This window comes from Kitasatospora aureofaciens, assembly GCF_001188955.3.
GTDB classification, from domain to species: domain Bacteria; phylum Actinomycetota; class Actinomycetes; order Streptomycetales; family Streptomycetaceae; genus Kitasatospora; species Kitasatospora aureofaciens.
The window spans coordinates 211288-235327 of sequence record NZ_JPRF03000001.1 but is presented as its reverse complement, the minus strand read 5'-3'; the positions used below and the strand labels follow the sequence as shown (position 1 = coordinate 235327).

Sequence of the window (24040 nt, the reverse complement as noted above, 5' to 3'; positions counted from 1 at the left end):
CACCGTGCAGCACCCCGACGAGCAACTCGCCAAGGGCCGTCCGTCCGCGGCCGGACCGGCCGTCGACGCCGCCAGGGTCGGGGCGCAGCGCGGCGCGGCCGGTCCGGAGGCGGCCGCCGCCCAGGAGCCGGACCGCACGGCCACGGCGGTGGGCCGGCTCGCCAGTACGGTGGAGCGCCTGCGCCGGGAGCTGGACCAGGCGCAGGCGGACTCGGCGGGGCGGGGCGTGCTGGAGATGGCCGTCGGCGTGCTGGTGGAGCGCCTGCGGTGCGGCCCCACCGAGGCCGCCCGGCAGTTGGAGGGCCTCGCCGCACAGGCGGGGGTGACGACACTGGCGCTGGCCGCCGACCTGCTCAACCAGGCCGCGGCGGACCAGATCTCGGCGCTCGCCCGGGAGTTCGTCGCCGGCGCTTCGGGCCGCTCCGATGAGGCGGCCCGGACCGACGGGGCGCCCCCGGCCGCCCGGCCGCGGGTGCGCGCCGGTGCGGCGGCCAGGAGCGCGGATCCGGTCCCGCTACGGCTGCGCAGCGCCGAAGCGGACACGATCGCGGGCGGCGACGCGGCGACGGCGGCCCGCTCCATGCTGGAGCACGCCCTGCGCCCGCTCGGCGTGGCCGCGGTGGCCATCTGGGCCGCCCACCCCGACCTCTCGCTGTCCCTCGCGGGCAGCGCCGGCTTCCAGCCGGCGGAGGCCCGGCGCTGGCGCCACGTCCCGCCCGGCGTGCCGACGCCGGCCCGCCGGGCCCTGGACGAACGTACGGCCGTCGGCTACCACGTGCTCGCCGACGCCTCGCTCCCCTCCATCGGCCAGCACGACGTCCCCGGCGGGCGGTTGGCCGTGCCGGCCGGCGTCGGCGGCCGGCTGATCGGCGTCCTGGAGATCTGCTGGCGCGAGGCGCTGCCCGAGCAGTCCCAGCCGCTGCAACGGCAGTTCGAGGCGCTCGCGGAGGTGGCGGCCGCCACCCTGGAGACCTGGGAGCCGCGGGAGCTCCCCGCGGCCGACTCGGCCGACGGCCAGTTCGACGAGCTGCGGCAGCTGGCGGACGGCCTCTTCGACCCCTGCCTGGTGCTCCGGGTCGCGCCGGAGGACGGCGAGGTGCCGCCGCGGTTCCTGGTGCGGCACGTGAACCCGTCCTTCGTCGACTTCGCCGGGCGGCCCACGGGCGCGATCGTGGGCACCCGGCTGCTGGAGGCGTACCCGCTCGCGGCCGAGCCGGGCGGCCTCGCCGAGAAGGTCGAGCACGTCTTCGCCACCGGAGAGCCGTTCCGGACCCCGGACATGCGGCTCGCCGCCCTGGTCGACGGGGTGCCGCTGACCACCCGGGCCCAGGTGAGCATCAGCCGGCACGGCCCCCACCTGGTCGTCGTCTGGCGGCTGGACAACGGCACGCCGCGGGTCGCCCGGCTGCTCCAGCACGCGCAGCGCCTCGGCCGGATCGGCGGCTTCGAGGAGAACCTGCGCACGCGCCAGATCGTCTGGAACGACAGCCTGTTCGAGCTGCACGGGCTGCCGCCCACCGCTCAGCCGATCTCCATCGACCAGCTGGCCGAGCACGCCCACCCGGACGACCTGCACACCATCGGCCGGTTCCTGCGCACCCTGCTGCACCACCGCCGGCCGGCCTCCACCGCCTTCCGGTTGCAGCGCCCCGACGGCGTCACCCGGCACATCCGCGTCGTGGCGGAGCCGGTGCGCGATCCGCACAGCGGGGTGCGCCTGGTGCGCGGCGCCTACCAGGACATCTCCGCCCAGCACTGGACGGAGGTCGCGCTGGCCGCCACCCGCGACCAGCTGGCCCAGAGCGAGCAGCAGGCCGCCGAGCGCAGCCGCCTCGCCCTCCAGCTCCAGCACGCCATCATGCCGCCCGCCCGGGGCCCGCTGGACCTGCACGACCTGCACGTGGCCGTGCGCTACCGCCCGGCCGAGAAGGACCACCTGGTGGGCGGTGACTGGTACGACGCGCTCGAGCTGCCCACCGGCGACGTCCTGCTGTGCGTCGGCGACGTCGCCGGACACGGCATCGAGGCCGCGACCGGCATGGTCGCGCTGCGCAACGCGCTGCGCGGCCTGGCCGCCACCGGCGCCGGACCGGGTCAACTGCTCAGCTGGCTCAACAGCGTCACCCACCACCTGACCGACAACGTCACGGCCACCGCGGTCTGCGGGCTGTACGAACCGGCGACCCGCCGGCTGCGCTGGGCCCGCGCGGGCCACCCGCCGCCGGTCCTGCTGCGCGACGGCCGGGCGAGCATCCTTCCGCAGGTGGGCGGCATCCTGCTCGGCGCGCTGGACCAGGCGGACTACGAGGAGGACGAGGTCGTCCTGGAGACCGGCGACACCCTGGTGATGTACACCGACGGCCTGATCGAACGCCGCGACGAGTCCCTCCAGGCCTCCCTGACCAATCTGACGGCGCTCGCCGAACGGGCCCACCGTGACGCGGCCGTCGGAGCCAACGGCCTCGAAGGGCACCTGGACCACCTGCTGCAGTACAGCAGCGCCGACACCGACGACGACACCTGCCTGGTCGGGGTGGCGGTCCGCCGGCCGGCCGACTGAGCCGGTGGCGCGCGGCAACGGCCCGGCGCGTCCGGACGGCGCTCATGCGTCGGTCCGGTTCGGGGCGTGACTTCCTCCGCGTGGGCCGACACCCCCACGCCGGGCCCGCGGACCCGGTCACCGACGTACGCTCGGGACCCACTCGACCGTGGGTCCCGACCGTACGCGGGCTCTGTCAGATGTCGTGGAGTCCGGCTGACTCCTACTCGTAGTAGCGGCGCTCCTCGACCGGTTCGTCGCTCTCGACGCTGCGGACCAGGCGTCGGCGGCGGAACACGTTCACATAGGTGATCAATCCCAGAAGCCCGGCGGCCATGAGGATCCAGCCCACCAGGTGCAGGTTGACCCCGTTCACGTGCCAGTCGGTCGCGAAGGCCATGATGGCGCCGAGGGCGAACAATACGATGCAGCCACCGATACCCATGCCGTCTCACTCCTCGTCGGTCGGTCTGCTCCTCGGGTTCCCGGAATCCGCATTTGAATGTCGGCGGCGGCGAAGTTCCCGGCCACGGGGTGTCAGCGGCGAACGTGCAGAGCGCAGATGTCGTCGCGGCGGCCGGCCGGTCCGACCAGCGCCCGGACGAGCCCGTCGAGGAACGGCAGCTCGCCCTGGTGCTCCGGCACGGCGGAAGCCAGTCGTGCCAGGGCAGTGTCGAGGGGCTCACCCGGGTTCTCGATCAAGCCGTCGGTGTAGAGGAGGAGTTCGTCGCCGGGCAGCAGGTCGACCGTTGACTCCTCGTAGCGGGGGGTGTCGGTCGCTCCGAGCAGGATGCCCGCCGGGGGCGGCAGATAGCGTGCCTCGCCCTGGCGGACGAGCAGCGGCGGGAGGTGGCCGGCCTGCACCCAGGTGAGCCGGGAGGTCTCGGGCCGGTAGCACGCCATGATCATGGTGGCGGTGCTGTACGGCCGGTCGGAGGCGTGCAGCAGCAGCGTGTTGAGGCGGTGGAGGATCTCCGGCAGGGGCGTGCCGGTGATGGCCATGCCCTTGGCCGTGAAGCGCAGCAGGGCCATCGTGGCCACCGCGTCGAGGCCGTGGCCCGCGACGTCGCCGACCACCAGCAGGACGCTGCCGTCCGGCAGTTCGACGGCGCTGTACCAGTCACCGCCGAGGTTCAGCCCTTCCTGAACGGGCTGGTAGGCGACATCGATGACGAGCCCGGCCAGGTGGAGCACCCGCTGTGACACGGGGAGGAGCGTGTTCTGGAGCCGGGCGGCGAGGTCCCGCTCGGCCGCCAGCAGGCCCTGGTGTGCGAGCACCGTCTCCTGGTGTTCCAGCAACTGCTGCTCGTACTGCTTGGCGGCGGTGAGGTCCTGGAACAGCACCTGGAGCTCGACCGGGTCGCCGTGCGCGTCGGTCTGCGCCTCGGCGACGACCCGCACGTGTCGGACCTCTCCTCCGGGAAGGACGATGCGAACGGTGCGGTCCATCCGCTCCCCCCGCCCGACCAGCTGGAGGAGCTCGCCCTCCAGCTGGTCGCGGTCGTCCGCCGGGGCCTGGACGAACAGGTCGTGCAGTGCCACCGGCCCCAGTGACCGGGCCCTGCCGAAGATCGCGTAGACCTCCTGCGACCAGGTGATCTCGTCGCGGACCAGGTCGTGGTCCATCCAACCGGTCTTGCCCAGTCGCTGGATCAGCGCCTGCCTGCGCTGCTTCCGCTCGTGGGTGTCGAGGCGGGCCCAGGAGACGACCAGCCCTTGCCGGGTGGGCACCGCCCGCACCTTGAAGCGGGACAGCCGCGGGATGCCGGCGGCGACCTCCTGGTAGTCCAGCTCGCCCTCGTAACGAACGCCGGTCGCGTACGCGCTGAGGTAGCCGTGCCAGAGCTCGCTTCCGGCTACGCCGGGATACGTCTCCAGGACGCTGCGCCCGAGCAGTTCCGCGCCGCAGCGCCCGGCGATGTCGACCGCGTGGGGCGAGACCGCGGCGAAGCGGAAGTCCACCACCTCGTCGTGCGCACCGAGGACCGGTTCGAGCAGGGCCATCGACCCCAGCGAGGCATCCAGAACGTCCTGGACCACGGGCTCCTGCGCAGTACCGGCTGCCGTCGAACCGCCGTCGGCGCTCGGCCCCGGCTTCACTGGTCGGTTGCGGTCAGTCATGCGAGGAGCATGCCACGTCGGGAGACCGGCGCTGACCATCGGGTCAGTGCCAGCAGGTCGGCAACCGGCCGCCCTTCGCCGGCCCCGGCCCCCGTACCCCTGAGGAGGCCCGGCCGCCTGCGGGACGTCCGCGGGTGCGGCCCGCCGGGCACTACCGGCTGCGTCGGGCCGCACCCGCGGGGGGTCACAGGGTGTGGGTGAGGCGGTCGGTCAGCAGGCGGGTGAAGCGGGCCGGGTCGGGCAGGTCGCCGCCCTCGGCCAACAGGGCGCTGCCGTGGACGAGTTCCGCGATGTCGGTGAGCGCCGGGGTCTCGGGCCCTGCCTTGTGGGCCTGGTGCAGGGCGGTGACGAGGGGGTGGGTGGGGTTGAGTTCGAGGATGCGCTTGACCGGGGGGAGTTCCTGGCCCATGGCCCGGTACATCTTCTCCAGGGTGGGGGTCAGGTCGTGGGCGTCGCCGACGAGGCAGGCGGCGGAGGTGGTCAGCCGGGTGGAGAGGCGGACCTCCTTGACGTGCTCGGCGAGGGTGCTCCGGAGCCAGCCGAGGAGGGCGGCGAAGTCCTCCTCGCGCTGGGCCTTCTCCGCCTTCGCCTCGTCGCTGCCGTCGCCGTCGGCGTGGTCGTCGAGGTCGACCTGGCCCTTGGCGATGGACTGGAAGCGGTGGCCGTCGAAGGCCGGGATCTGGTCGGTCCAGACCTCGTCGACGGGGTCGGTGAGGATCAGCACCTCGTAGCCCTTGGCGGTGAAGGCCTCCATGTGGGGGGAGTTCTCCACCATCTGGCGGTTCTCGCCGGTCAGGTAGTAGATGGTGTCCTGGCCGTCCTTCATCCGCTCGACGTACTCGCGCAGTGTGGTCGGCGCCTGCGCGTCGTGGGTGGAGGCGGCCGAGACCAGCTCCAGCAGGGTGTCGGCGTTGTCGCGGTCCTCGAGCAGGCCTTCCTTGAGGACCCGGCCGAACTGCTCCCACAGCTTGGCGTAGGCCTCGGCGTTCGAGGTCCGCAGGTCCTTGAGGGCGGCGAGGACCTTCTTGACGAGGCGTCGGCGCACGGCGGTGATCTGGCGGTCGTGCTGCAGAATCTCGCGGGAGACGTTGAGCGAGAGGTCGTGGGCGTCGACGACGCCCTTGACGAAGCGCAGGTAGTTCGGCATGAGCGCGTCGCAGTCGTCCATGATGAACACGCGCTTGACGTACAGCTGCACGCCCCGCTTGGTGTCGCGGGAGAACAGGTCGAACGGGGCGTGGGCGGGGATGAACAGCAGCGCCTCGTACTCGAAGGTGCCCTCGGCCCGCATGTGGATGGTCTCGGCGGGCTCCTGCCAGTCGTGGCTGATCTGCTGGTAGAACTCGTTGTACTCGGCCTGGGTCACCTCGCTGCGCGGGCGGGCCCACAGGGCCTTCATCGAGTTCAGCGTCTCCGGGGCGCTCGCGGCCGCGCCCTCGGCGCCTTCCTCGGCCCCGTCCTCGGCCCCGGACCCGGCGTCCGTGCCGACCGGCTCGGTGGCCATCCGGATGGGCCAGCGGATGAAGTCCGAGTACTGCTTGACGATCTGGCGGATCTTCCAGGTGGCCAGGTAGTCGCCGAGCCCGTCCTCGCCGTCCGCCGGCTTGAGGTGCAGCGTGACCGAGGTGCCCACCGGCAGGCCGTCGGCCTGCGCGATGGTGTAGGTGCCCTCGCCGTCGGACTCCCACGCGGTGCCCTGGTCCGTCCCGGCGCGGCGGGTACGCAGGGTGACCTTGTCGGCGACCATGAACGCCGAGTAGAAGCCGACGCCGAACTGGCCGATCAGGCTCTGCGCCACGTCCGCGTCCTTGGCCTCCTTGATCTTGGCCAGCAGGCTCGCGGTGCCGGACTTGGCGATGGTGCCGATCAGGTCGACGACGTCGTCGCGCGTCATGCCGATGCCGTTGTCCCGCACCGTCAGGGTGCGGGCCTCCCGGTCGACCTCCAGCATGATGTGCAGGTCGGAGGTGTCGACGGCGAGGTCGCTGTCGGTGAGGGATTCCAGACGGAGCTTGTCGAGGGCGTCGGAGGCGTTGGAGATCAGCTCGCGCAGGAAGATGTCCTTGTTCGAGTAGATCGAGTGGATCACCAGCTGCAGCAGCTGGCGGGTCTCCGCCTGGAACTCCAACGTCTCGGTGGGGCTGGCCACGGAACGGGTCTCCTTCAGTGGAAAGGGGTCGGGTCGGTACGGGTTGTCCGGCGCCGGTGGCTGCTGTCGGCGCGCAGCTGTTCGGCCCGGGCGGCGAGTTCGTCGAGACGGTCGACGATCGCCGGATGGTCCGCCGCCAGGAGCGGCCTGGTCTCGGCGAGCGGGCCGAGCAGCCTGACGGGGTCGTGGTGGCCGAGTGCGTCCAGCAGGCGTTGCAGGGCGGGGGCCGCCGAGGGGCCGAGGCCGTCCAGGGCGCCGATCTGCCCGGCGAGTCGGCGCAGGTCCGCGGCGTTGGCGCGGGCCCAGGTGGTGACCGCCCGGTCGCCGGCGCGCCGGTCGCGCGCGGCCCGGACGCGCTGTTCACCGGTACTGCCGGCCTCGGTGCCGGCGTCGCGGTCGGGGCGCAGCCGCAGGTACCGGCGTTCGGCGGCCTGGCGGCTCTGGACGCCCAGCGGTTCGGCGAGGTCACCCCAGGTGGCGCCGGCGCCGCGCGCGGTCTCGATCAGGCCGGTCTCCCAGCCGGCGAGTTCCTCGCGGAGGTGGCGCAGCATCAGGAGCGCGGACAGGGCCTGCTGCGGGTCGTTCTGGCCCGTGGTGTCCGGCGGTGCGTGGCGGGCGGTGCGGGTGGCGGCGTCCATCACGCCGAGCGCGGCGGCGGCGGCCAGGAACGAGACCGGCCCTGCCCCGGGCGTGCCGGTGTGCTGCTGATCCATTCCGTCACTCTTTCGCTGACTCGTTCTGCTGTCATCGAGGCGATGACAGACTACAACGATCCCGGGCGGGGCCGCCCGGGATTCGCCCGGACCGGGCGTCAGGCGCGGAAGGCCGCGACCAGTTTGTCGGCGAGGCGGTCGAGGTGGTCGGGGGCGGTCGGGGTGTGGACGACCGCGAGGCGCCAGTACAGCGGGCCGGCGAGCAGGTCGAGCGCGAGTTCGCGGTCGACGGCGGCGGGGAGTTCCCCCCGGTCGACCGCCCGGTCCAGGAGCCGGGTGGCCTTGCCGCGGCGGGTGTCGCGGACGGCGGTGAAGAGCGCCTCGGCCAGTTCGGGGGTGCGGCCGCCCTCGGCGATCAGGTCGGGGATGATCCGCGCGGCGAGCGGCTGGTTGAGCGCGTGGGCGACCTCCGCGAGGAAGGCGAGGACGTCGCCGCGCAGGCTTCCGGTGTCGGCGGGCCCGGAGGCGTCGACGGCGACGGCCGAGACCAGGTCGACGGTCATCTCCAGTTTGGAGGCCCAGCGGCGGTAGATGGCCGCCTTGCCCGCGCCGGCACGCTTGGCCACCGCTTCCAGGGACAGCCGCGCGTAGCCGGTCGCCGCCAGCTCCTCGAAGAACGCGGCGGCGATCGCCTCGGTCACCGAGTCCTGGAGCACGGGCCCGCCGGGGAGCCTGCGCCCAGGGGGGCGGCCGGGGGCGGGGGGTGGTGACTGGGGCGCGGGAGTAGCGGGCATGCCCCGAACCTACCCGAGGCGGAACGGTTGCGTCTCGACTGGGCGAGGTCTATCGTCTCCGACATAGACGAGACGGAACCGTTCCGTCTCGACAATCGATCCGGGGTGCACCCATGCGATTCCTGTACGAGGACGAGTCGTTCTCCTTCGAGGCACTGCGCGCGGCCGGTTTCGCCAACGACGGCGGCGCCGACCTGGGCGAGGTCCTCACCACCCTGCGCAACGTCGGCGAAGGCGACGAGGAGGCCTGGCTGCGCGAGTGGAAGAGGACCGCGCAGCGCGTCCACGCCATCGGCACCGCCGCCCTCGCCGCCGGCCACCGGGTCAGCGCCCGGGAGGCTCTGCTGCGCGCGTCGAACTACTACCGCACCGCCGAGTTCTACCGTCGCGACGACCCCGCCCACGACCCCGAGGCCAAGGCGCTCTCCGCGCTCTCCCGCGAGACCTTCGCGACCGCCGCGGGGCTCATGGACACGCCCGTCGAGGCGGTGCGCATCCCGTACCGGGACACCGCCCTGCCCGGGTACCTCTTCCTCGTCGACGACTCCGGCCTGCCCCGCCCGACCGTCGTCTTCACCGGCGGCTTCGACTCCACCCTGGAGGAGGCCTACTTCGCCATCGGCGCGGCCGCGCTGCGCCGCGGCTACAACGTGCTGGCCTACGACGGTCCCGGCCAGGGCGCCGTGCTGCGCGAGCAGGGACTCGTCTTCCGTCCCGACTGGGAGGCCGTGGTCAGCCCGGTGATCGACTACGCCCTCAGCCGCCCCGAGATCGCCCCCGGCCGGATCGCGCTGTTCGGCTACAGCCTCGGCGGCTACCTCGCCGCCCGAGCCGCCGCCCACGAGCACCGGCTGGCCGCCCTCGTCCTGGACAACGGCCTGTACGACTACCACGACGCCCACACCCGCGTCATGCCGCCGTTCCTGCGGGGCTGGATCGAGACCGGGCGCGACGACCTCGCCGACCCGGTGGCGGCCCTGCTGATGCAGGCGAGCACCCAGCTCCGCTGGGCCCTGCGCAACGGCGTGTGGGCCTTCGGCGCCGCCTCCTCCTCGGACTACATCCGCAGGACCGCCGCCTACACCCTCGACGGCGTCGCCCACCTCATCGAATGTCCCACCCTCGTCCTCGACGCCGAGGACGACCAGTTCTTCCGCGGCCAGCCCCAGCGGGTGCAGGCCGCCCTCACCTGCCCGAACACCCTGATCACCCTCCCCGAGTCCGAAGGCGCGGGCGAGCACTGCCACATGGGCGCCATGTCCCGCTTCCAGCAGGTCGCCTTCGACTGGCTCGACACCACCCTCGCCTCGCGCGCCTGCGCGGCCTGACCCGGCGGTGCGGTTGCGCTGTCGGTTCGTCGGTCACCGTGCACGGCACGCTGCCCGGCCGGACGCCGCCGGTCTCCACCCTCCTCATTCCGGAGGTGGGGACCGGGAAGCTCCACCCGCGCGCCTGTGACACGGCGCCAGGCCTGCCCGCGCCTGGGAGGGCATCACGTCGCGGCCCCGGCCGGGGCCTGCGCGGCCGCACCCCGAGGAGTGCGCAGCAGTGCGCGGAAGGGATGGGCGGCGACGGCCGCGACGGCGCTGCTGGCGCTGGCCCCCGCCGGAGCGGCCGAGGCCCACGGGGCGGAGATCCCGACCGCGGCCCGGAGGGTCTGAGCCCGGCTCCGGGGAGGCGGCCGCACGGTTGCAGTCGCCACGGCCCCGCGCCCGACCGTCTCGGACGGTCAGCCACACCTTCGATCCGGCAGGCACTCCCGCCGAAGAGGGCGACGCCACCGAGTGTTCCGGCCGGTCACGAGCCCAGCCGCGTCTTCCAACACCAATCAACACCCTGGAAGCCTCGGTCGACACAGCCCCGGGCCGTCGAAGCGGGCGGCTGCCGGGGCTATTGACGCTGTCTCGGCTTTGACCGAAGCTGTCCCGGGCGCCCGCCTACCGACAGGTAGGCAAGTGAGCCCGAGCGCTCCCCCGTTGAGCAGCCCTGACCAGGACGACCGTCAGGCGCCTCGACGGAGTGCGCAGCGCGCCCGCGTGGACCGGCGGGCATTACGAGACGGTTTCGAAACCGCCCCGGAGGCAAGGCTGAGCTTGACTCAGGCCTGAACGGGGCGTTTTCTTTTGCTCCATCGCGTTTGATTTCGATGTTTTCTGAGCGATTCTGTTGTTACGGGTTGATCGGCCCCCCACCCTTCAGGAGCCCCACCATGCACCTCTCCCCCCGTGGCCGCCTGGCCCCGCTCGCCGCGCTGAGCCTGGCCACCGCCTTCGGTCTGACGGCCTGTTCCACCGGGCAGACCTCCTCCTCCGGCGCCGACGCCTCGGTGGCCCCGGTCTCCGGCAAGGTCTCGATCACCTACCTGCAGAAGCAGGGCGACCAGCAGTACTTCGTGGACGAGGCCGCCGGCGCCAAGGCCAAGGCGGCCGAGCTGGGCGCCGACCTGAAGGTCGTCAACCTCGGCAACGACGCCAACAAGACGGTCGGCGAGGTCCAGGCCGCGATCGCCCAGAAGAGCAACGGCCTGATCATCGTGGTGCCGGACCCGGCGGTCGGGCCGCAGGTCGTCCGGACCGCCCGGGACGCCAAGGCTGCGCTGCTCACCTCCGACGACCAGGTCTGCGCGACCGGACCCTCCCCGACCGAGTGCGCCGCCGGCGACCTGGTGCCCCGGATCGGCTTCTCCGGCCAGCAGATGGGCCAGCAGGTCGGTCAGCGCGCCGCGGAGGAGTTCAAGAAGGCCGGCTGGAACGCGGCCGACACCCGGATCATCTCCGCCTGGAAGCAGGACGTGACCGTCTGCGGCGACCGGGTCAAGGCTGCCAGGGCCGCCTTCGACCAGGCCGCGCCGGGCGTGCAGGACATCGACGTGGCCACCGACAACACGCCGACCGGCGCACAGGACAAGGTCGCCGCCACCATCACCGCCAACGCCGGCGTCAAGCACTGGGTGGTGTGGGGCTGCAACGACGAGAACGTCCAGGGCGCCGTCACCGCCCTGCAGAACGCCGGGGTCAGCCCCGACGACATCGACGGCGTCGGCCTCGGCGCCTACCTGGCGTGCAAGGACTGGACCTCCGGCAAGCCCTCCGGCATGAAGGCCGCCCTGTTCATCAACGGCAAGGACGTCGGCGCCCTGTCGGTGCAGACGATGTACGACAAGCTCAAGAACGGCAAGGACTTCCCCAAGGAGGCCTTCGCCCCGACCAAGATGGTCGACGCCGCGACCTGGCAGTCCGCGGGCGTGTCCTGCAGCTGACGCCACATCGACGTCGTGCCGAGTCGGCGGTGCGGCAGGCCGACCCGGCCCCCGCCGCATCCCCGCCGCGACCTCGGCGCTCCTCCAGACCGTCCGCACCGCACCGCCAACGAGGCCCCGATGACCCCACCCGAATCCCCGCCCCTCCCGCCACCGGACGGCTCGGCCGGCCTGAGCGCCGAGGGCGTGTCCAAGCGCTTCGGTGCCGTCCAGGCGCTCACGGACGTCACCCTCACCTTCCCGCCCGGCCAGGTCACCGCCCTGATGGGTGAGAACGGCGCCGGCAAGTCGACCCTGCTGCGCGTCCTCACCGGCGACCACCGCCCCACCGGGGGGCGCGTCCTGCTGGACGGCCGGCCCCTGGACCTGAACTCCCCGCAGGACGCCCGCCGGGCCGGGATCCGGATCATTCCGCAGGAACCCGAGATCATCCCGCACGTCCCGGTCGCCGAGAACGTCTACGCCGGCGCACTGCCCCGTACCCGCCTGCGCCGACTGGACCGCGCCGGGCTGCACCGGCGGATCGTCGCCGACCTGCGCCGCCTCGGCTTCGACAAGGTCCTCGACCCCACCCTGCTCGGCTCCCAACTCACGGCCGCGCAGCGTCAGCTGGTCGAGATCATGCGCGCGCTGACCGGTGCCGTCCCGCCGCGCGCGATCGCCTTCGACGAGCCCACCTCCTCACTCTCGGAGCACGAGGTCGAGGCCCTGTTCGCACTGATCGCACGCCTGCGCGACGAGGGCATCGCAGTCATCTACGTCTCCCACCGGATGAAGGAGATCTTCCGGCTCGCCGACCGCATCGCCGTGCTGCGCGACGGACGGGTGGCCGGCGTGGTCCGGGCCGACGCCACCGGCGAGGGCGAACTCGTACGGCTCATGGTCGGCCGGGACCTCTCCTCGCTGTTCGTCCGCCAGCAGGTCGCCACCGACCGGGTCGTCCTGGACGTCCAGGGTCTCGACACCGACGACGTGCACGGCATCGACCTGCGGGTCCGGGCCGGCGAGGTCGTCGCGCTGGCCGGCCTGATCGGCGCCGGACGGTCCGAACTCGCCCTCGCGCTGGCGGGCGACGCCCCGATCCGCTCCGGCACGGTGACCCTCAACGGTGAGGTCCTGCGGCTGAGGAACCCCGGCGACGCCATCGCCGCGGGCATCGGTCTGGCCCCCGAGGAGCGCAAGGCCCAGGCACTGTTCCTGCACCGCACCATCCGGGACAACACCTCGCTGGTCAGCCTGGGCCGGCTGAGCCGCTGGCGGTTCGTCAGACGCCGCCAGGAGAAGGACCTCGCCCAGGAGTACGCCGATCGGCTGCGGGTCCGCGCCCCCTCCGTCGAGGCGGAGGTCCGCACCCTGTCCGGCGGCAACCAGCAGAAGGTCGTCCTGGCCCGCTGGCTCGCCCGCAGGCCCGACCTGCTGATCCTCGACGAACCCACCCGCGGCGTCGACATCGGCGCCAAGGCCGAGATCTACCAGATCATCGCCGACCTCGCCCGCGCGGGCACCGCCGTCCTGGTCATCTCCTCCGAACTGCCCGAAGTGCTCGGCCTCGCCGACCGGGTCGTGGTGATGCAGAACGGCCGCACCACCGGCGAGCTCACCCGCGAGCAGGCCACCGAGGAGGCCGTCCTCGCCCTCGCCATGGCCGACGACCTGGCCACCACCGCCCCCGCCCAGACCGGAGAGACCCAGTGAACGAGCGCAGCGAGCGAACCGTCGAAAGGCGCGCGTGGGCAAGTGCCCCTGCCGAGCGCAGCGAGGTGGGCGCATGACCACCGCCACTCCCCCGACCGCCCCGGCGCCGGACGCCGGAGCCGTGAACCCCCGGTCCGGTGGCCCGCGCGCCCTGCTCGCCGCGATCGGTGGCCAGAACCTCAGCCTGATCGGCGCCCTCGTCGCCGTGGTCGCCCTGTTCGGCTGGCTCAACCCCAACTTCGCCGGCTGGGACAACATCCAGGTCATCGCCGAGGCCGTGACCATCTCCGGACTGCTGGCCGTCGTCCAGACCGTGGTGATCATCTGCGGCGGCCTGGACATCTCGGTCGGCTCCCAGGCCGGCCTGGCCTCCGTCACCAGCGCGATGGTCTTCACCTCCACCGGCGCCAACCCGTACCTCGGCATCGGCGCCGCCCTCGCCATCGGCGCCGGCATCGGCCTGTTCAACGGCGTCGTCATCGTCTACGGCCGGGTCAACCCGACCATCGCCACCCTCGCCGGACTGGCCGCCTACAAGGGCGTCGCCCAGCTCGTCTCGGACGGCCGGGCCCAGGGCTACGTGCTCGACGACCCGGTCTTCGTCTTCCTCAGCCGGGGCAGGATCGCCGGCCTGCCGACCATGGTCTGGCTGCTGGTCCTCACCGCCCTCGCCGTGCACGCCCTGCTCACGTACACCGACATCGGCCGCAACATCTACGCCATCGGCGGCAACGACACCGCCGCCCGGCTGGCCGGCATCAACCTCAACAAGTACCTGATCGCCGCCTACGCCCTCTCCGGCACCGTCGCCGCCCTCGCCGGCGTGCTGCTCACCGCCCGCACCGGCAGCGGCCAGCCCGTCTCCGGCAGCGAAGGCCTGGAGCTGCAGTCGATCACCGCAGCCGCCCTCGGCGGCTGCGCCCTCAAGGGCGGCAAGGGCGGCATCGGCGGCACCCTGCTCGCCGTCGCACTGCTCGGCGCACTGCAGAACGGCCTCACCGTGGAGAACATCAACTCCTTCTGGCAGAACGTCGCCCAGGGCGCGCTGCTGGTCGTCGCCGTCGTCATCCAGCAGCGCCGCAACCGCGACCGCGCAATCGGCCTGCCGGCATAGGGCCCGTCCCTCGGGCCGGGAGGCCGACCGACCGGAGACCCGACCAGCCGGAGACCAGCCGGAGGCCGACCGACCCTGGACCGCCGGTACCGCGACCGAACGCGGCGCCGGCGGTCCGCCTCCCGGCCCGGTACCGGGGGCACACCCGGCCTGCGGTGCTGGGATAATGACTCCCGCAGGACCAGGCCGCGTTCCCGGTCGCCGACGAGAACGCCCAAGCCGCACGTGCTCGTTCGATCGAAAGGTCCTCCGTGGCTGACCAGATGTTGCTCGCCGCCCAGCGCCAGGCACTGATCCTGGAGGCGATCCGCCGGGCCGGCGCGGTCCGGGTCGCCGAACTGGTCGAGCAGTTCGGCGTGTCCGACATGACCATCCGCCGGGACCTCGACGCGCTGGTCCGTCAGGGCACCGTGGAGAAGGTCCACGGCGGCGCGGTGGCGACCGGGACGGCGAGCACCTTCGAGCCCGGCTTCGACGCCAAGTCCGGTCTGGAGGAGGGCACCAAGGCCGCACTCGCGGACGCCGCGGTCAAGCTGGTGGAGCCGGGCAGCGTGGTGGCCCTCTCCGCCGGGACCACGACCTACGCGGTCGCCGCCCGGCTTCTGGAGGTCCCGGGGCTGACGGTGGTGACCAACTCGCTGCGGATCGCGGACCTGCTCTGGGCAGCGGGAAGCGACGGGAGGGAGACCGTCCCGTCGCTGCTGCTGACCGGTGGGTCGCCCACCCGCTCGGCGGCCCTGGTCGGGGCACTGGCCGACCAGACGATCCGCTCGCTGCACGTGGACCTGCTGATCCTCGGCGTGCACGGGGTGAGCGAGCAGGCCGGCCTCACCACGCCCAACCTCGCCGAGGCGCAGACCAATCGGGCCCTGATCGCCTCGGCGCGCCGTACGGTCGTGGTCGCGGACCACACCAAGTGGGGTGTGGTCGGGCTGAGCAGCTTCGCGACCCTCGCCGAGGTCGACTGCTTCGTCACCGACGACGCCCTCCCGGCGACCGCCCGCGAGCTGGTCGCCGAGGCGGTCGGCGAGCTGGTCGTCGTCCCGGCCGGCGGCTGATCGTCGTCCCGGCGGGCGGCCGGCCGGCCGGTCCCCGAAGGACCGGCCGCGCCGGCGTCCGGCGGTGCCGGTGTCCGGCCGGGTCAGCCCACCCGCCGGGCGCCCGCCGAGGGCACCGCGGTGAAGGTGACGGGTGCGGTGAAGCCCGCCGAGCGGAAGGCCGACCGCACCGCTTCGGAGACCACCGCCGGGTGCCCGGCCTCGACCAGCGCGATGACGGACCCGCCGAAGCCGCCCCCGGTCATCCGGGCGCCCAGTGCCCCGGCGGCGACGGCGGCCTCCACCGCGAGGTCCGTCTCCGGGCAGGAGACCCGGAAGTCGTCGCGCAGCGAGGCGTGTCCGGCCGTCAGGACGGGCCCCAGCGCCGCGAGGTCGCCGCGGCCCAGGTGGTCGATCGTCTCCAGCACGCGCCCGTTCTCGGTCACCACGTGCCGTACCAGCGGCCGGAGTTCACCGGGCAGTCGGTCCAGGGCCGGGGCCAGGTCGGCGGGCGGGAGGTCGCGCAGCGCGGGCAGCTCCAGCAGGCCCGCGGCGCGCTCGCAGCCGGCCCGCAGGGCCGCGTAGGCGCCGTCGCCGAGGTCGTGCTTGACCCGGGTGTCGATCACCAGCAGCCGCAGCCCCGCCGCCGTCAGGTCGAGCGGCACGTGCCGCTGTTCCAGCGTCCGGGTGTCGAGGAACAGCGCGGTGCCGTCCGTGCAGCAGGCGGAAGCCATCTGGTCCATCACCCCGCAGGGCACCCCGACGAAGGCGTTCTCCGCCCGTTGGGCGATCAGGGCGAGTTCGGGCGCGCTCAGGCCCAGTTCGTACAGGTCGTTCACGGCGGCGGCCGTCGCGCACTCCAGGGCGGCCGAGGAGGAGAGCCCGGCCCCGGTCGGCACGTCGCTGTCGACGAACAGGTCGGCCCCGCCGACGGGGTGGCCCGCCTCGGCGAGCGCCCAGAAGACCCCGGCCGGGTAGCTCGCCCAGCTCGCCACGGCGCCGGGCGCCAGTCCCTCCAGCGCCACGTCGGTGGTCGTGCCGTCGCCCTGGGCGCTGTACAGCCGCAGCCGTCCGTCCGTCCGGCGGCGCGCGCTGACCCGGGTGGTGTGCGGAAGGGCGATCGGCAGGACGAAGCCGTCGTTGTAGTCGGTGTGTTCGCCGATCAGGTTCACCCGGCCGGGAGCGGCCCAGACGCCGCTCGGCCGTGCCGCGTGGACGGCCTCGAAGTCGGTGGCTGCCTCGTCGATCATCGGTTCAGCTCCATGCCTGGTGTGCTGGGTCGGTTCCCACCGGCGGCGATGTCCGCGCGCGGGAGCAAATTCCGACACAATCAAACATGCCTGGCCTCCGAGGTCAACAACCGCGACGGACATGCATGGACATGTTCAGGCCGGTCGGCGGGGACTGCCGGGAATCACCACCGGCAGGCGGCCCCGCTTGTTGACAAGCGATCGTGTTTGTTTGAATCTGTTGAAGCTTGAAAACTGCCGGGGCGACGTCCAACGCGTAAGGAGTACAGCGGTGCACAGAACCGCCACCAAGTTGGCCGACGGCCGCGAACTCGTCTACTTCGACCGGGCGCCGGGAGCCGTTCGCGACGTCCGGGACGAACGCCCCCTGGAGCCCGCGGCGAGCCTCTCCGAGATCCGGCTCGACCCGGTGCTCGGAGAGTGGGTCACGGTGGCCGCCCACCGCCAGCAGCGCACCTACCGCCCGCCGGCCGGCGAGTGCCCGCTGTGCCCCTCCCGGGACGGGCGGCACAGCGAGATCCCGGCGGCCGACTACGAGGTGGCCGTGTTCGAGAACCGCTTCCCCTCGCTCGCCCCGGCGGCAGCCGAGCACGTCGCGTCCCGTGATGAGCCCCTGCACACCCTGCGGCCCGGCGACGGCCGCTGCGAGGTGGTCTGCTTCACCTCCGACCACGACGCCTCCTTCGCGGACCTGGACGAGACCCGGGCGCGCCTGGTGCTGGACGCCTGGACCGACCGCACGGCGGAACTGTCCGCACTGCCCGGCGTGCGGCAGGTGTACTGCTTCGAGAACCGCGGCGAGGAGATCGGCGTCACGCTCGCCCACCCGCACGGCCAGATCTACGCCTTCCCCTTCGTCCCCTCCCGCACCGCCCGGATGATCGCCCGGGCCGAGGCGCACCGCGCCCGCACCGGCCGGAACCTGTTCGAGGACCTGCTCGCCGCCGAGCAGGCCACCCCGGAGCGGCTGGTCCTGCAGGGCGAGCACTGGCTCGCCTTCGTGCCGTTCGCCGCGCGCTGGCCGTACGAGGTCCACCTCTACCCCAGGCGCCGGGTGGCCGACCTCACCGCGCTGACCGAACCCGAACGCGCCGAGTTCCCCGGCCTCTACCTGGACCTGCTGCGCCGCTTCGACGCCCTGTTCCCCGCACCGCCCGGCGCGGGGCCCAACCGGACCCCGTACATCTCCGCCTGGCACCAGGCTCCCCGCACCGACGGCGGGCAACTCGCCCTGCACCTCGAACTGTTCACCGTCCGTCGAGCGCCGGGCAAGCTCAAGTACCTGGCCGGCGTGGAATCGGGGATGGACGCGTTCGTCACCGACGTGAGCCCGGAGCAGGCCGCCGCCCGGCTGCGGGAGGCCGCACTCGGCTGACCCGCGATACGCCCGCGACCCGCCCGCGGCGCCGAAGGAGCCCACCACGCCGTGCTGACCGGCGGCGCCGTGGGCTCCTTCGGCATGCCCTCCCGAGGAGCCCGTGGAGATCCACTCCTCGTTGATATCCGTCTGTTTGCGTTGACTATTGACTCTCTCTGTTGGATTTGGTTCGCTTTCCCCCGCCCTGCGCAGGGTGCCCGTTCCTGCACGACCGTCCGCACCACCCGACCGGACCCAGGAGACACGATGCGCAAGACGTGGGCCGCGTTACTCGCGGCCTCGCTGGCGGCGGCGCCGCTCGCCACCGTCCCCCTCGCCAGCACCCCCGCCGCGGCCGCCGAGTCGGCCGGCGGCGCCACGCTGGTCCCGACCCCGCCGATGGGTTGGAACGACTGGAACGCCTTCGGCTGTGACGTCGACGAGCAGCTCGTCGAGCAGACCGCCGACAGACTGGTCTCGGCCGGCCTGCGGGACGCCGGCTACCAGTACGTCAACATCGACGACTGCTGGATGACCAAGAACCGCGACGCCGAGGGCCGGCTCGTCCCCGACCCGGTCAAGTTCCCGCACGGGATCACCGGCGTGGCCGCCTACGTCCACGCCAAGGGCCTCAAGCTCGGCATCTACGAGAGCGCCGGCACGATGACCTGCGCGGGCTTCCCCGGCAGCCTCGGCCACGAGCAGCAGGACGCGAACGCCTTCGCCTCCTGGGGCGTCGACTACCTCAAGTACGACAACTGCTACAACCAGGGCGTGCCCTCGCAGCAGCGCTACCGCGCCATGGGCGACGCGCTGGCGAAGACCGGCCGCCCGATCGTCTACAGCCTCTGCAACTGGGGCCTGGACAGCGTCTGGACCTGGGGCCGTACGGTCGGCCAACTCTGGCGCACCACCGGGGACATCGACGCCTCGTTCGGCCGGATGCTGGACATCTTCCACGCCAACGCCAAGCTCGCCGACGCCGCGGGGCCGGGTGGCTGGAACGACCCGGACATGCTGGAGGTCGGCAACGGCATGACGGCGACCGAGGACCGCGCCCACTTCTCGCTCTGGGCGGAGATGGCGGCCCCGCTGATCGCCGGCACCGACCTGCGCAAGGCGAGCGCCGACACCCTCGCGATCTACGGCAACACCGAGGTCGTCTCCGTCGACCAGGACCGGCTCGGCAAGCAGGGGCGGCCGGTGAGCATGACCGCCGGCCTGGACGTCCTGGCCAAGCCGCTCGCCGACGGCGGGGTCGCGGTCACCCTGTTCAACGAGAACCCGCAGCCCGCGGTGATCTCGACCACGGCGGCCGCGGCCGGCCTGCCGACGGCCAAGGGTTACCTCCTGCGGGACCTCTGGGCTCACACCACCGGCGAGACCGCCGGCGCGATCAGCGCCACCGTGCCCGGCCACGGAGCCGTGATGTACAAGGTCACCCCGACCGACCACCCGGGCGGGCAGCACCCGGACCTCGTCCTCGACACCGAGGTCCCCGACCTCACCCCCGGCGGCTCGGCCACCGTCACCACGGCCTTCACCGACAACGGCGCGCAGTCCGCGAACGACGTGGTGCTCGGACTGGACGTTCCGGCCGGCTGGGCGGTGGCGCCGCTGTCGGAGACCCGGTTCGGGCACGTGCCGCCCGGCGGCGGCGCGCGTGCCGCGTTCCGCGTGACCGCCCCGGCGCACCTGCCGGCGCCGATCACCCGGGCCACCCTCACCGGCACCGCCACCGCGCACGGGCCGGGCGGCCCGCAGAGCGTCACGGCGCCCGCACCGGTCGTCCTGACCGCACCCGTCCAGGCGCCGTTCCGGACCTTCACCGACACCACCGCCGTCTTCGGCGCACAGGACGGGACGTTCGCCATCGACGGCGCGGGCGCCGACCTCTACTACGACGTCGACGAGTACAGCACCGTCTACCGCCCGGGTGCCGAACACGACGGCTCCACCACGGTCGTCAAGCTCACCGCGCAGGCACCCACCAGCGACTGGGCCAAGGCCGGGATCATGGTCCGCAACGACATCACCCAGCCGGGCCGTTCGGCCGGGTACCTCGTCCTGGCCGAGGCTCCCGGCAAGGGCTACGTGCTGCAGTGGGACAGCGACGGCGACGGCAAGCTGGACTCCAACAGCGCTCCGGCGAACCAGGGTTCGGGCTCGGCGGCCTACCCGAGCTGGCTGAAGCTGGTCCGCGACGGCTCGACGTACACCGGCTACTGCTCCACCAACGGGACCACCTGGACGAAGGTCGGCCAGGCCACCGTCCCGGGAGCGACCGCACGCCAGGACGTCGGCCTGTTCACCACCTCGCACAGCGCGGGCACCAACGGCGAGGCCGACTTCACGGGTTTCACCCAGAGCTAGGACCTGATCCTTGCGGGGTGTGCGGCGTCAGGTGCGGGTACCCTGACGCCGCACCACGGTCCGACGAGACCCGAGCGTCAGGACAGCACGGTCCAACTCTGCCCGGCCGAAGCCGGGTTGGCCGGTTCGGTCATGCCCGTGGAGCCGGCCGCGGTTCCGGCGACGTCCAGCGTCAGCCCGTTGCCGACGTTGGTGACGGTGAGGGCGCCGCTGCCGTTCTGGGTGACCTTCCACTTCTGCCAGGGATTGCCGGGCGTGGCGTTCAGCAGGTAGGCGCTGCCCACACCGTTGCCGCCGGCGAGCACGGTGTGCGACTGGGCCGCGGAGGCGCAGTTGTCACTGATCGTCACGGTGCCGTCGGCATTGGGCGTGAACATCCACTGCTGGGCGGCGCCACTCCGGTAGGCGTTGATGTCGGAGTTGCCGCCGACGGGTGCGGAGCAGCCGCCCTGGACTTCGAGCGCCTGGCCCCCGGTGCCGCCGGCGCTCAGCGCGTGGTACCTGCCGTCGCCGACGACGGCCGGGCCGCCGCCTCCGGTGCCACCGCCCGTGCCGGCGCCCGCGCCGGCGATGCGGTAGAGCGCGACGCCGTGCGCCGGGATCCAGTTGCCGCCGATGGAGCCGGTCGCGGTGCCGGTGGCGCCCGACCACAGCTCCCGGTAGCCGTAGCCCGAACCGGTCAGGCCGAGGTCGGCGAAGCCGGCACTGATCATGGCCCAGTTGTTCGGGTCCTGGTTGATCAGCGCCACGGCCAGGTCCCCGTTGGCGAGTCGGCGCTTGAGGACCACCGGGGCGACCGGGGAGGAGGGCGGGTTGCCGACCAGGGTGGCGGGCTGGGCGAGGCTGTCCTGATCGATGGAGATCATGTCGCGGTTCTTGAGGAGCGCGAGTGCGGAGGAACTGATCCCGGTCGACCAGGTGTAGCCGTTCGCGGTGTGCTGCGAGTCGGCGGCGGTGCGCAGGTCGGCGCCGGAGACGAGCGGGGCCGCCATCATCGAGAGCACGGACAGTTCGGTGCGCGACTCGTCGTCCGTGAAGGGCTTGTGGCCCCGGGAGGTGTCGGTGACTCCCCAGACGCCGTAGGTGTCCTGCCAGCCGGCGAACATCATGTCCAGGTCGTTCCAGCTGCCGGGGTGGACGTTGCCCGGGTACTTCAGCGCGGTCTGGAGCTGGCCGTTGTAGAGCACGCCGTCCAGTTCGCTGTCGCGGTCGCCGCCGATACGGCACATGTTGGCGACCTGGCCGCACCAGATCCCGGTGGGCGAGTAGCCGGGCGCCTGGTGCGGCGGGGTTCCGGCGGCCGTGATCAGGGGATCGGTCCGGGCCGGGTCGTCGGCGCTCAGCAGGGAGGGGATGCCGGTGTGCGCGGGCTGCGCGGACAGGCTCAGCGTGACCTTGGGCCTGCCCGCGGCGGCGGTCGCCGCGTCCAGGGCACGCTGGAAGGTCTGGGTCCGGGCGTAGATGGACCGGGTGAGTTCCTTGCCCTCGCCCTGCGGGTAGTAGGCGTAGCCGTCGGGGCCGTAGACGGTGGGTCCGTACGGGCAGTCGTCGTACTTCACGAAGTCGACGCCCCAGGACACGAAGTCGGTGGCATCGGTGGTCTCGTGGCCGAGGCTGCCGGGGTGGCCCTGGCAGGTGGTGTAGGTGTCGGTGGCGTAGAGGCCGAACTTCATGCCCTTGCCGTGGGCGTACCAGGCGAGGTACTGGATGCCGTTGACGGTCCTGCCGTCAACGGTCTGCGCGGGGAACTGGTCCGGCTCGGGGAGCAGGTGACCGCTGGTGGTGTCGTTCCCGCCTCCGTCGGTTCCGCTGACCGGGCTGCCGTTGGCGTCGTAGAGCTGCATGGCACCGTCGGCGGTCTTGGCGAAGTCCGTGCTCTGGCCGTCGCGGTGGCGCGTCGACCAGCCGTCGTCGACGGTCACGGTGTCGTACCCCGCCTGCACCAGGCCGTTGGCCGCCATGAAGTCGATGGTCTGCTTGACCTGGTTCTCGGTGACGTAGGCACCGATGCTGTTCCACGAGTTCCAACCCATGGGCGGGGTCAGGGAGTTGCCGTTGCCGAGGGCAGCGGCCGGAGTGGCGGTGCCCACTGCCGCGGCGCTGAGGCCGGAGGCCGCGAGGGCGGTGACGGCGAGTATGCCGACGAGCCGGTGTGGCGTTCTGCGCATGTGGGGGCTTCCCGGGTGGGTGAGTGCGCCGGGCCCGGGCCGCCGAGGGGCGCCGGCCGCGGCGCGGGTGGATGGGACCGGTGCCGACGATCTGTACCGGGGCGTGCGGACGCGGCGACGTCGCTCGAACTGCGATGGGGGCGCGACGATCGGGTACGCGGAGCAGCCGGCGAAGCGGCGGCGGTGCCATACGATATTGCACCTACCAGAACCCGACAAGACTCAACACAATGCGACTTCGTTGGCGCCTGCCCCAGGCCGGACGGCGCTCAGCACCCCGCCGCCGAGCGGGTGAACCGGGCGCCGCGCCGCCCACCGCCACGGCCGCCCATCGAGCATGGCGGTGCACAGTGGGACGGCCTCCGGGCACCCGCCCGGCTCCCGGCCCGAACCGATCCCACCCGCCCCTGATCCCGGCCCAACGGAGGTGCCGATGCACATCCTGCTCGTCGCGAGCGCGTTCCACCGCCTGACCCAGCCCGTCCGGGCCGAGCTCCGGGACCGCGGCGCCCGCCGCCACTCACCGCGCCCGCGCCCGACGTCCCTGCGCGTGCGGCCCGCGCCCGCGGGAGCCGCGGCGTGAGCCGGGTGCTGGTGGCCGGCATCGGAAACGTCTTCCTGGCCGACGACGCCTTCGGCCCGGAGGTGGTCGCCGCACTGCGCGAGGACCCGCTGCCACCCGGGGTCGAGCTGTGGGACGCGGGCATCCGCGGCATGGAACTGGCCTACCGCCTGCTGGACGGCTACGACGCGGTCGTCCTGGTGGACGCGGCGCCGCGCGGGGGCGCCCCCGGCACGCTGTACCTGATCGAACCGGACGGGGCGAGCTGGCCGGCCGTCCCGGAAGCGCACGGCATGGATCCGGTGACGGTGCTGGCGCTGGCCCGCGACCTGGCCGTGGACGGCGCCGAGCGGCTGCCCAGGGTGGTCGTCCTCGGCTGCGAGCCGGAGCTGTGCCCGGCCCAGGACGACCCGGACGTCATGGTCGGCCTGAGCGAGGCCGTCCGGCAGGCCGTCCCCGCCGCCGCCGGCCTGGTGCGGCGCGTGGCCGCCCAGCTGCTGCGCGAACCCGGTGCGGAGCTGACGGCCCGCACGGCGTGAAAGGGCGCCCGGCGGTCGAGCACGACCGCCGGGCGCCGCGGGCCGGTCAGTGGCGCCGCAGGCCCACCATCCGCCACATCCTCAGCTCCCGCCGCATGCCGGGGATCTCCCGGACGAGCATCGCCAGGGTGATCGTCCCGACGATCAGGACCTCCGCGATCAGCACCCGTCTGGCCATCGGTTCCTCCTTCGTTCCACGTCCGCCGGGCCCGGCTCAGCCGGGCGGGATGTTCGGCATGATCGGCAGGATCGCGTTGTGCTTCTTCCAGTGGATGCCCGTCGACCGCCGGGCGTCCGCGGTGCCGTCCTTGTGGTGGCCCGGCTGCCGCTTGTAGGGGCCCTCGTTGCCCCGGTGGATGCCGAAGACGGTCGACGCCGTGTAAGGGCGCGCCTGCGGCTTGCCCACGCGGATGTTGCCCATGGCTTCCTC

At 72.9% G+C, this 24040-nt stretch carries 19 protein-coding genes; 10 read left to right on the top strand and 9 right to left on the bottom strand.

The features are described from left to right. Window positions 1-4: 4 nt before the first annotated feature. The gene (locus HS99_RS01040; protein WP_094742841.1) at window positions 5-2560 is read left to right on the top strand and encodes a SpoIIE family protein phosphatase; all 2556 of its coding nucleotides are present in this window, start codon (window positions 5-7) and stop codon (window positions 2558-2560) included. Window positions 2561-2762: 202 nt separating this feature from the next. Here the strand turns inward: HS99_RS01040 and HS99_RS01035 are convergent, their stop codons facing one another. From HS99_RS01035 to HS99_RS01015, 5 genes are all read right to left on the bottom strand, one after another. Continuing rightward, window positions 2763-2984 carry a DUF6458 family protein gene (locus tag HS99_RS01035; RefSeq protein ID WP_030284846.1) on the bottom strand — a complete coding sequence of 74 codons (222 nt, stop codon included), beginning with the start codon at window positions 2982-2984 and terminating at the stop codon, window positions 2763-2765. A gap of 92 nt (window positions 2985-3076) precedes the next feature. Beyond that, window positions 3077-4660 (bottom strand): PP2C family protein-serine/threonine phosphatase, encoded by a 1584-nt coding sequence (locus tag HS99_RS01030; protein WP_078867350.1) that lies wholly within the window; start codon window positions 4658-4660, stop codon window positions 3077-3079. A 184-nt stretch (window positions 4661-4844) separates the two neighbouring features. Further along, window positions 4845-6809 (bottom strand): molecular chaperone HtpG, encoded by a 1965-nt coding sequence (htpG, locus tag HS99_RS01025; protein ID WP_030550273.1) that lies wholly within the window; start codon window positions 6807-6809, stop codon window positions 4845-4847. Window positions 6810-6823: 14 nt separating this feature from the next. Next, window positions 6824-7522 (bottom strand): hypothetical protein, encoded by a 699-nt coding sequence (locus HS99_RS01020; protein WP_030550271.1) that lies wholly within the window; start codon window positions 7520-7522, stop codon window positions 6824-6826. A gap of 98 nt (window positions 7523-7620) precedes the next feature. After that, window positions 7621-8178 carry a TetR-like C-terminal domain-containing protein gene (locus HS99_RS01015; protein ID WP_037829811.1) on the bottom strand — a complete coding sequence of 186 codons (558 nt, stop codon included), beginning with the start codon at window positions 8176-8178 and terminating at the stop codon, window positions 7621-7623. Window positions 8179-8369: 191 nt separating this feature from the next. On the opposite strand from HS99_RS01015, the gene HS99_RS01010 reads away from it, so the two are divergent. The 5 genes from HS99_RS01010 to HS99_RS00990 all read left to right on the top strand — a co-directional run bounded on the left by HS99_RS01010 (window position 8370) and on the right by HS99_RS00990 (window position 15382). Next, window positions 8370-9584 (top strand): alpha/beta hydrolase family protein, encoded by a 1215-nt coding sequence (locus HS99_RS01010; protein ID WP_030550269.1) that lies wholly within the window; start codon window positions 8370-8372, stop codon window positions 9582-9584. An 881-nt stretch (window positions 9585-10465) separates the two neighbouring features. Continuing rightward, a complete protein-coding gene (locus tag HS99_RS01005; RefSeq protein ID WP_046387468.1) occupies window positions 10466-11515 on the top strand; it encodes a substrate-binding domain-containing protein in 1050 nt (349 codons plus the stop codon). A 120-nt stretch (window positions 11516-11635) separates the two neighbouring features. Then, the gene (locus HS99_RS01000; protein WP_030284860.1) at window positions 11636-13210 is read left to right on the top strand and encodes a sugar ABC transporter ATP-binding protein; all 1575 of its coding nucleotides are present in this window, start codon (window positions 11636-11638) and stop codon (window positions 13208-13210) included. Between the two features lie 73 nt (window positions 13211-13283). Beyond that, entirely contained in the window at window positions 13284-14324 is a 1041-nt protein-coding gene (locus HS99_RS00995; RefSeq protein ID WP_030284862.1) for an ABC transporter permease, read from the top strand. 263 nt (window positions 14325-14587) lie between these two features. After that, entirely contained in the window at window positions 14588-15382 is a 795-nt protein-coding gene (locus tag HS99_RS00990; protein WP_030550268.1) for a DeoR/GlpR family DNA-binding transcription regulator, read from the top strand. Window positions 15383-15465: 83 nt separating this feature from the next. On the opposite strand, the gene galK is transcribed toward HS99_RS00990, so the two are convergent. Further along, a complete protein-coding gene (gene galK / locus HS99_RS00985; RefSeq protein ID WP_030284872.1) occupies window positions 15466-16611 on the bottom strand; it encodes a galactokinase in 1146 nt (381 codons plus the stop codon). A 271-nt stretch (window positions 16612-16882) separates the two neighbouring features. Between galK and galT the strand changes: the two genes are divergently transcribed. Beyond that, a complete protein-coding gene (gene galT, locus HS99_RS00980) occupies window positions 16883-17986 on the top strand; it encodes a galactose-1-phosphate uridylyltransferase (RefSeq protein WP_030284874.1) in 1104 nt (367 codons plus the stop codon). A 249-nt stretch (window positions 17987-18235) separates the two neighbouring features. After that, the gene (locus tag HS99_RS47570) at window positions 18236-20341 is read left to right on the top strand and encodes an NEW3 domain-containing protein (protein WP_078938565.1); all 2106 of its coding nucleotides are present in this window, start codon (window positions 18236-18238) and stop codon (window positions 20339-20341) included. A 77-nt stretch (window positions 20342-20418) separates the two neighbouring features. Here the strand turns inward: HS99_RS47570 and HS99_RS00970 are convergent, their stop codons facing one another. Then, window positions 20419-22509 carry an alpha-galactosidase gene (locus HS99_RS00970; RefSeq protein ID WP_030550266.1) on the bottom strand — a complete coding sequence of 697 codons (2091 nt, stop codon included), beginning with the start codon at window positions 22507-22509 and terminating at the stop codon, window positions 20419-20421. 433 nt (window positions 22510-22942) lie between these two features. Here HS99_RS00970 and HS99_RS44435 point away from each other — a divergent pair, with 433 nt between their 5' ends. Together HS99_RS44435 and HS99_RS00965 are read left to right on the top strand one after the other, a co-directional pair. After that, a complete protein-coding gene (locus HS99_RS44435; RefSeq protein WP_157881904.1) occupies window positions 22943-23092 on the top strand; it encodes a hypothetical protein in 150 nt (49 codons plus the stop codon). Further along, complete coding sequence (locus tag HS99_RS00965; protein ID WP_030550265.1) at window positions 23089-23610, top strand: hydrogenase maturation protease; 522 nt, start codon at window positions 23089-23091, stop codon at window positions 23608-23610. The genes HS99_RS44435 and HS99_RS00965 overlap by 4 nt, the downstream gene beginning before the upstream one ends. A 46-nt stretch (window positions 23611-23656) precedes the next feature. On the opposite strand, the gene HS99_RS47565 is transcribed toward HS99_RS00965, so the two are convergent. Further along, window positions 23657-23788: a hypothetical protein gene (locus HS99_RS47565; RefSeq protein WP_267885505.1), complete on the bottom strand. Its 132-nt coding sequence runs from the start codon at window positions 23786-23788 to the stop codon at window positions 23657-23659. A 36-nt stretch (window positions 23789-23824) separates the two neighbouring features. Beyond that, entirely contained in the window at window positions 23825-24031 is a 207-nt protein-coding gene (locus HS99_RS00960) for a hypothetical protein (protein ID WP_030284883.1), read from the bottom strand. Window positions 24032-24040: the final 9 nt, after the last annotated feature.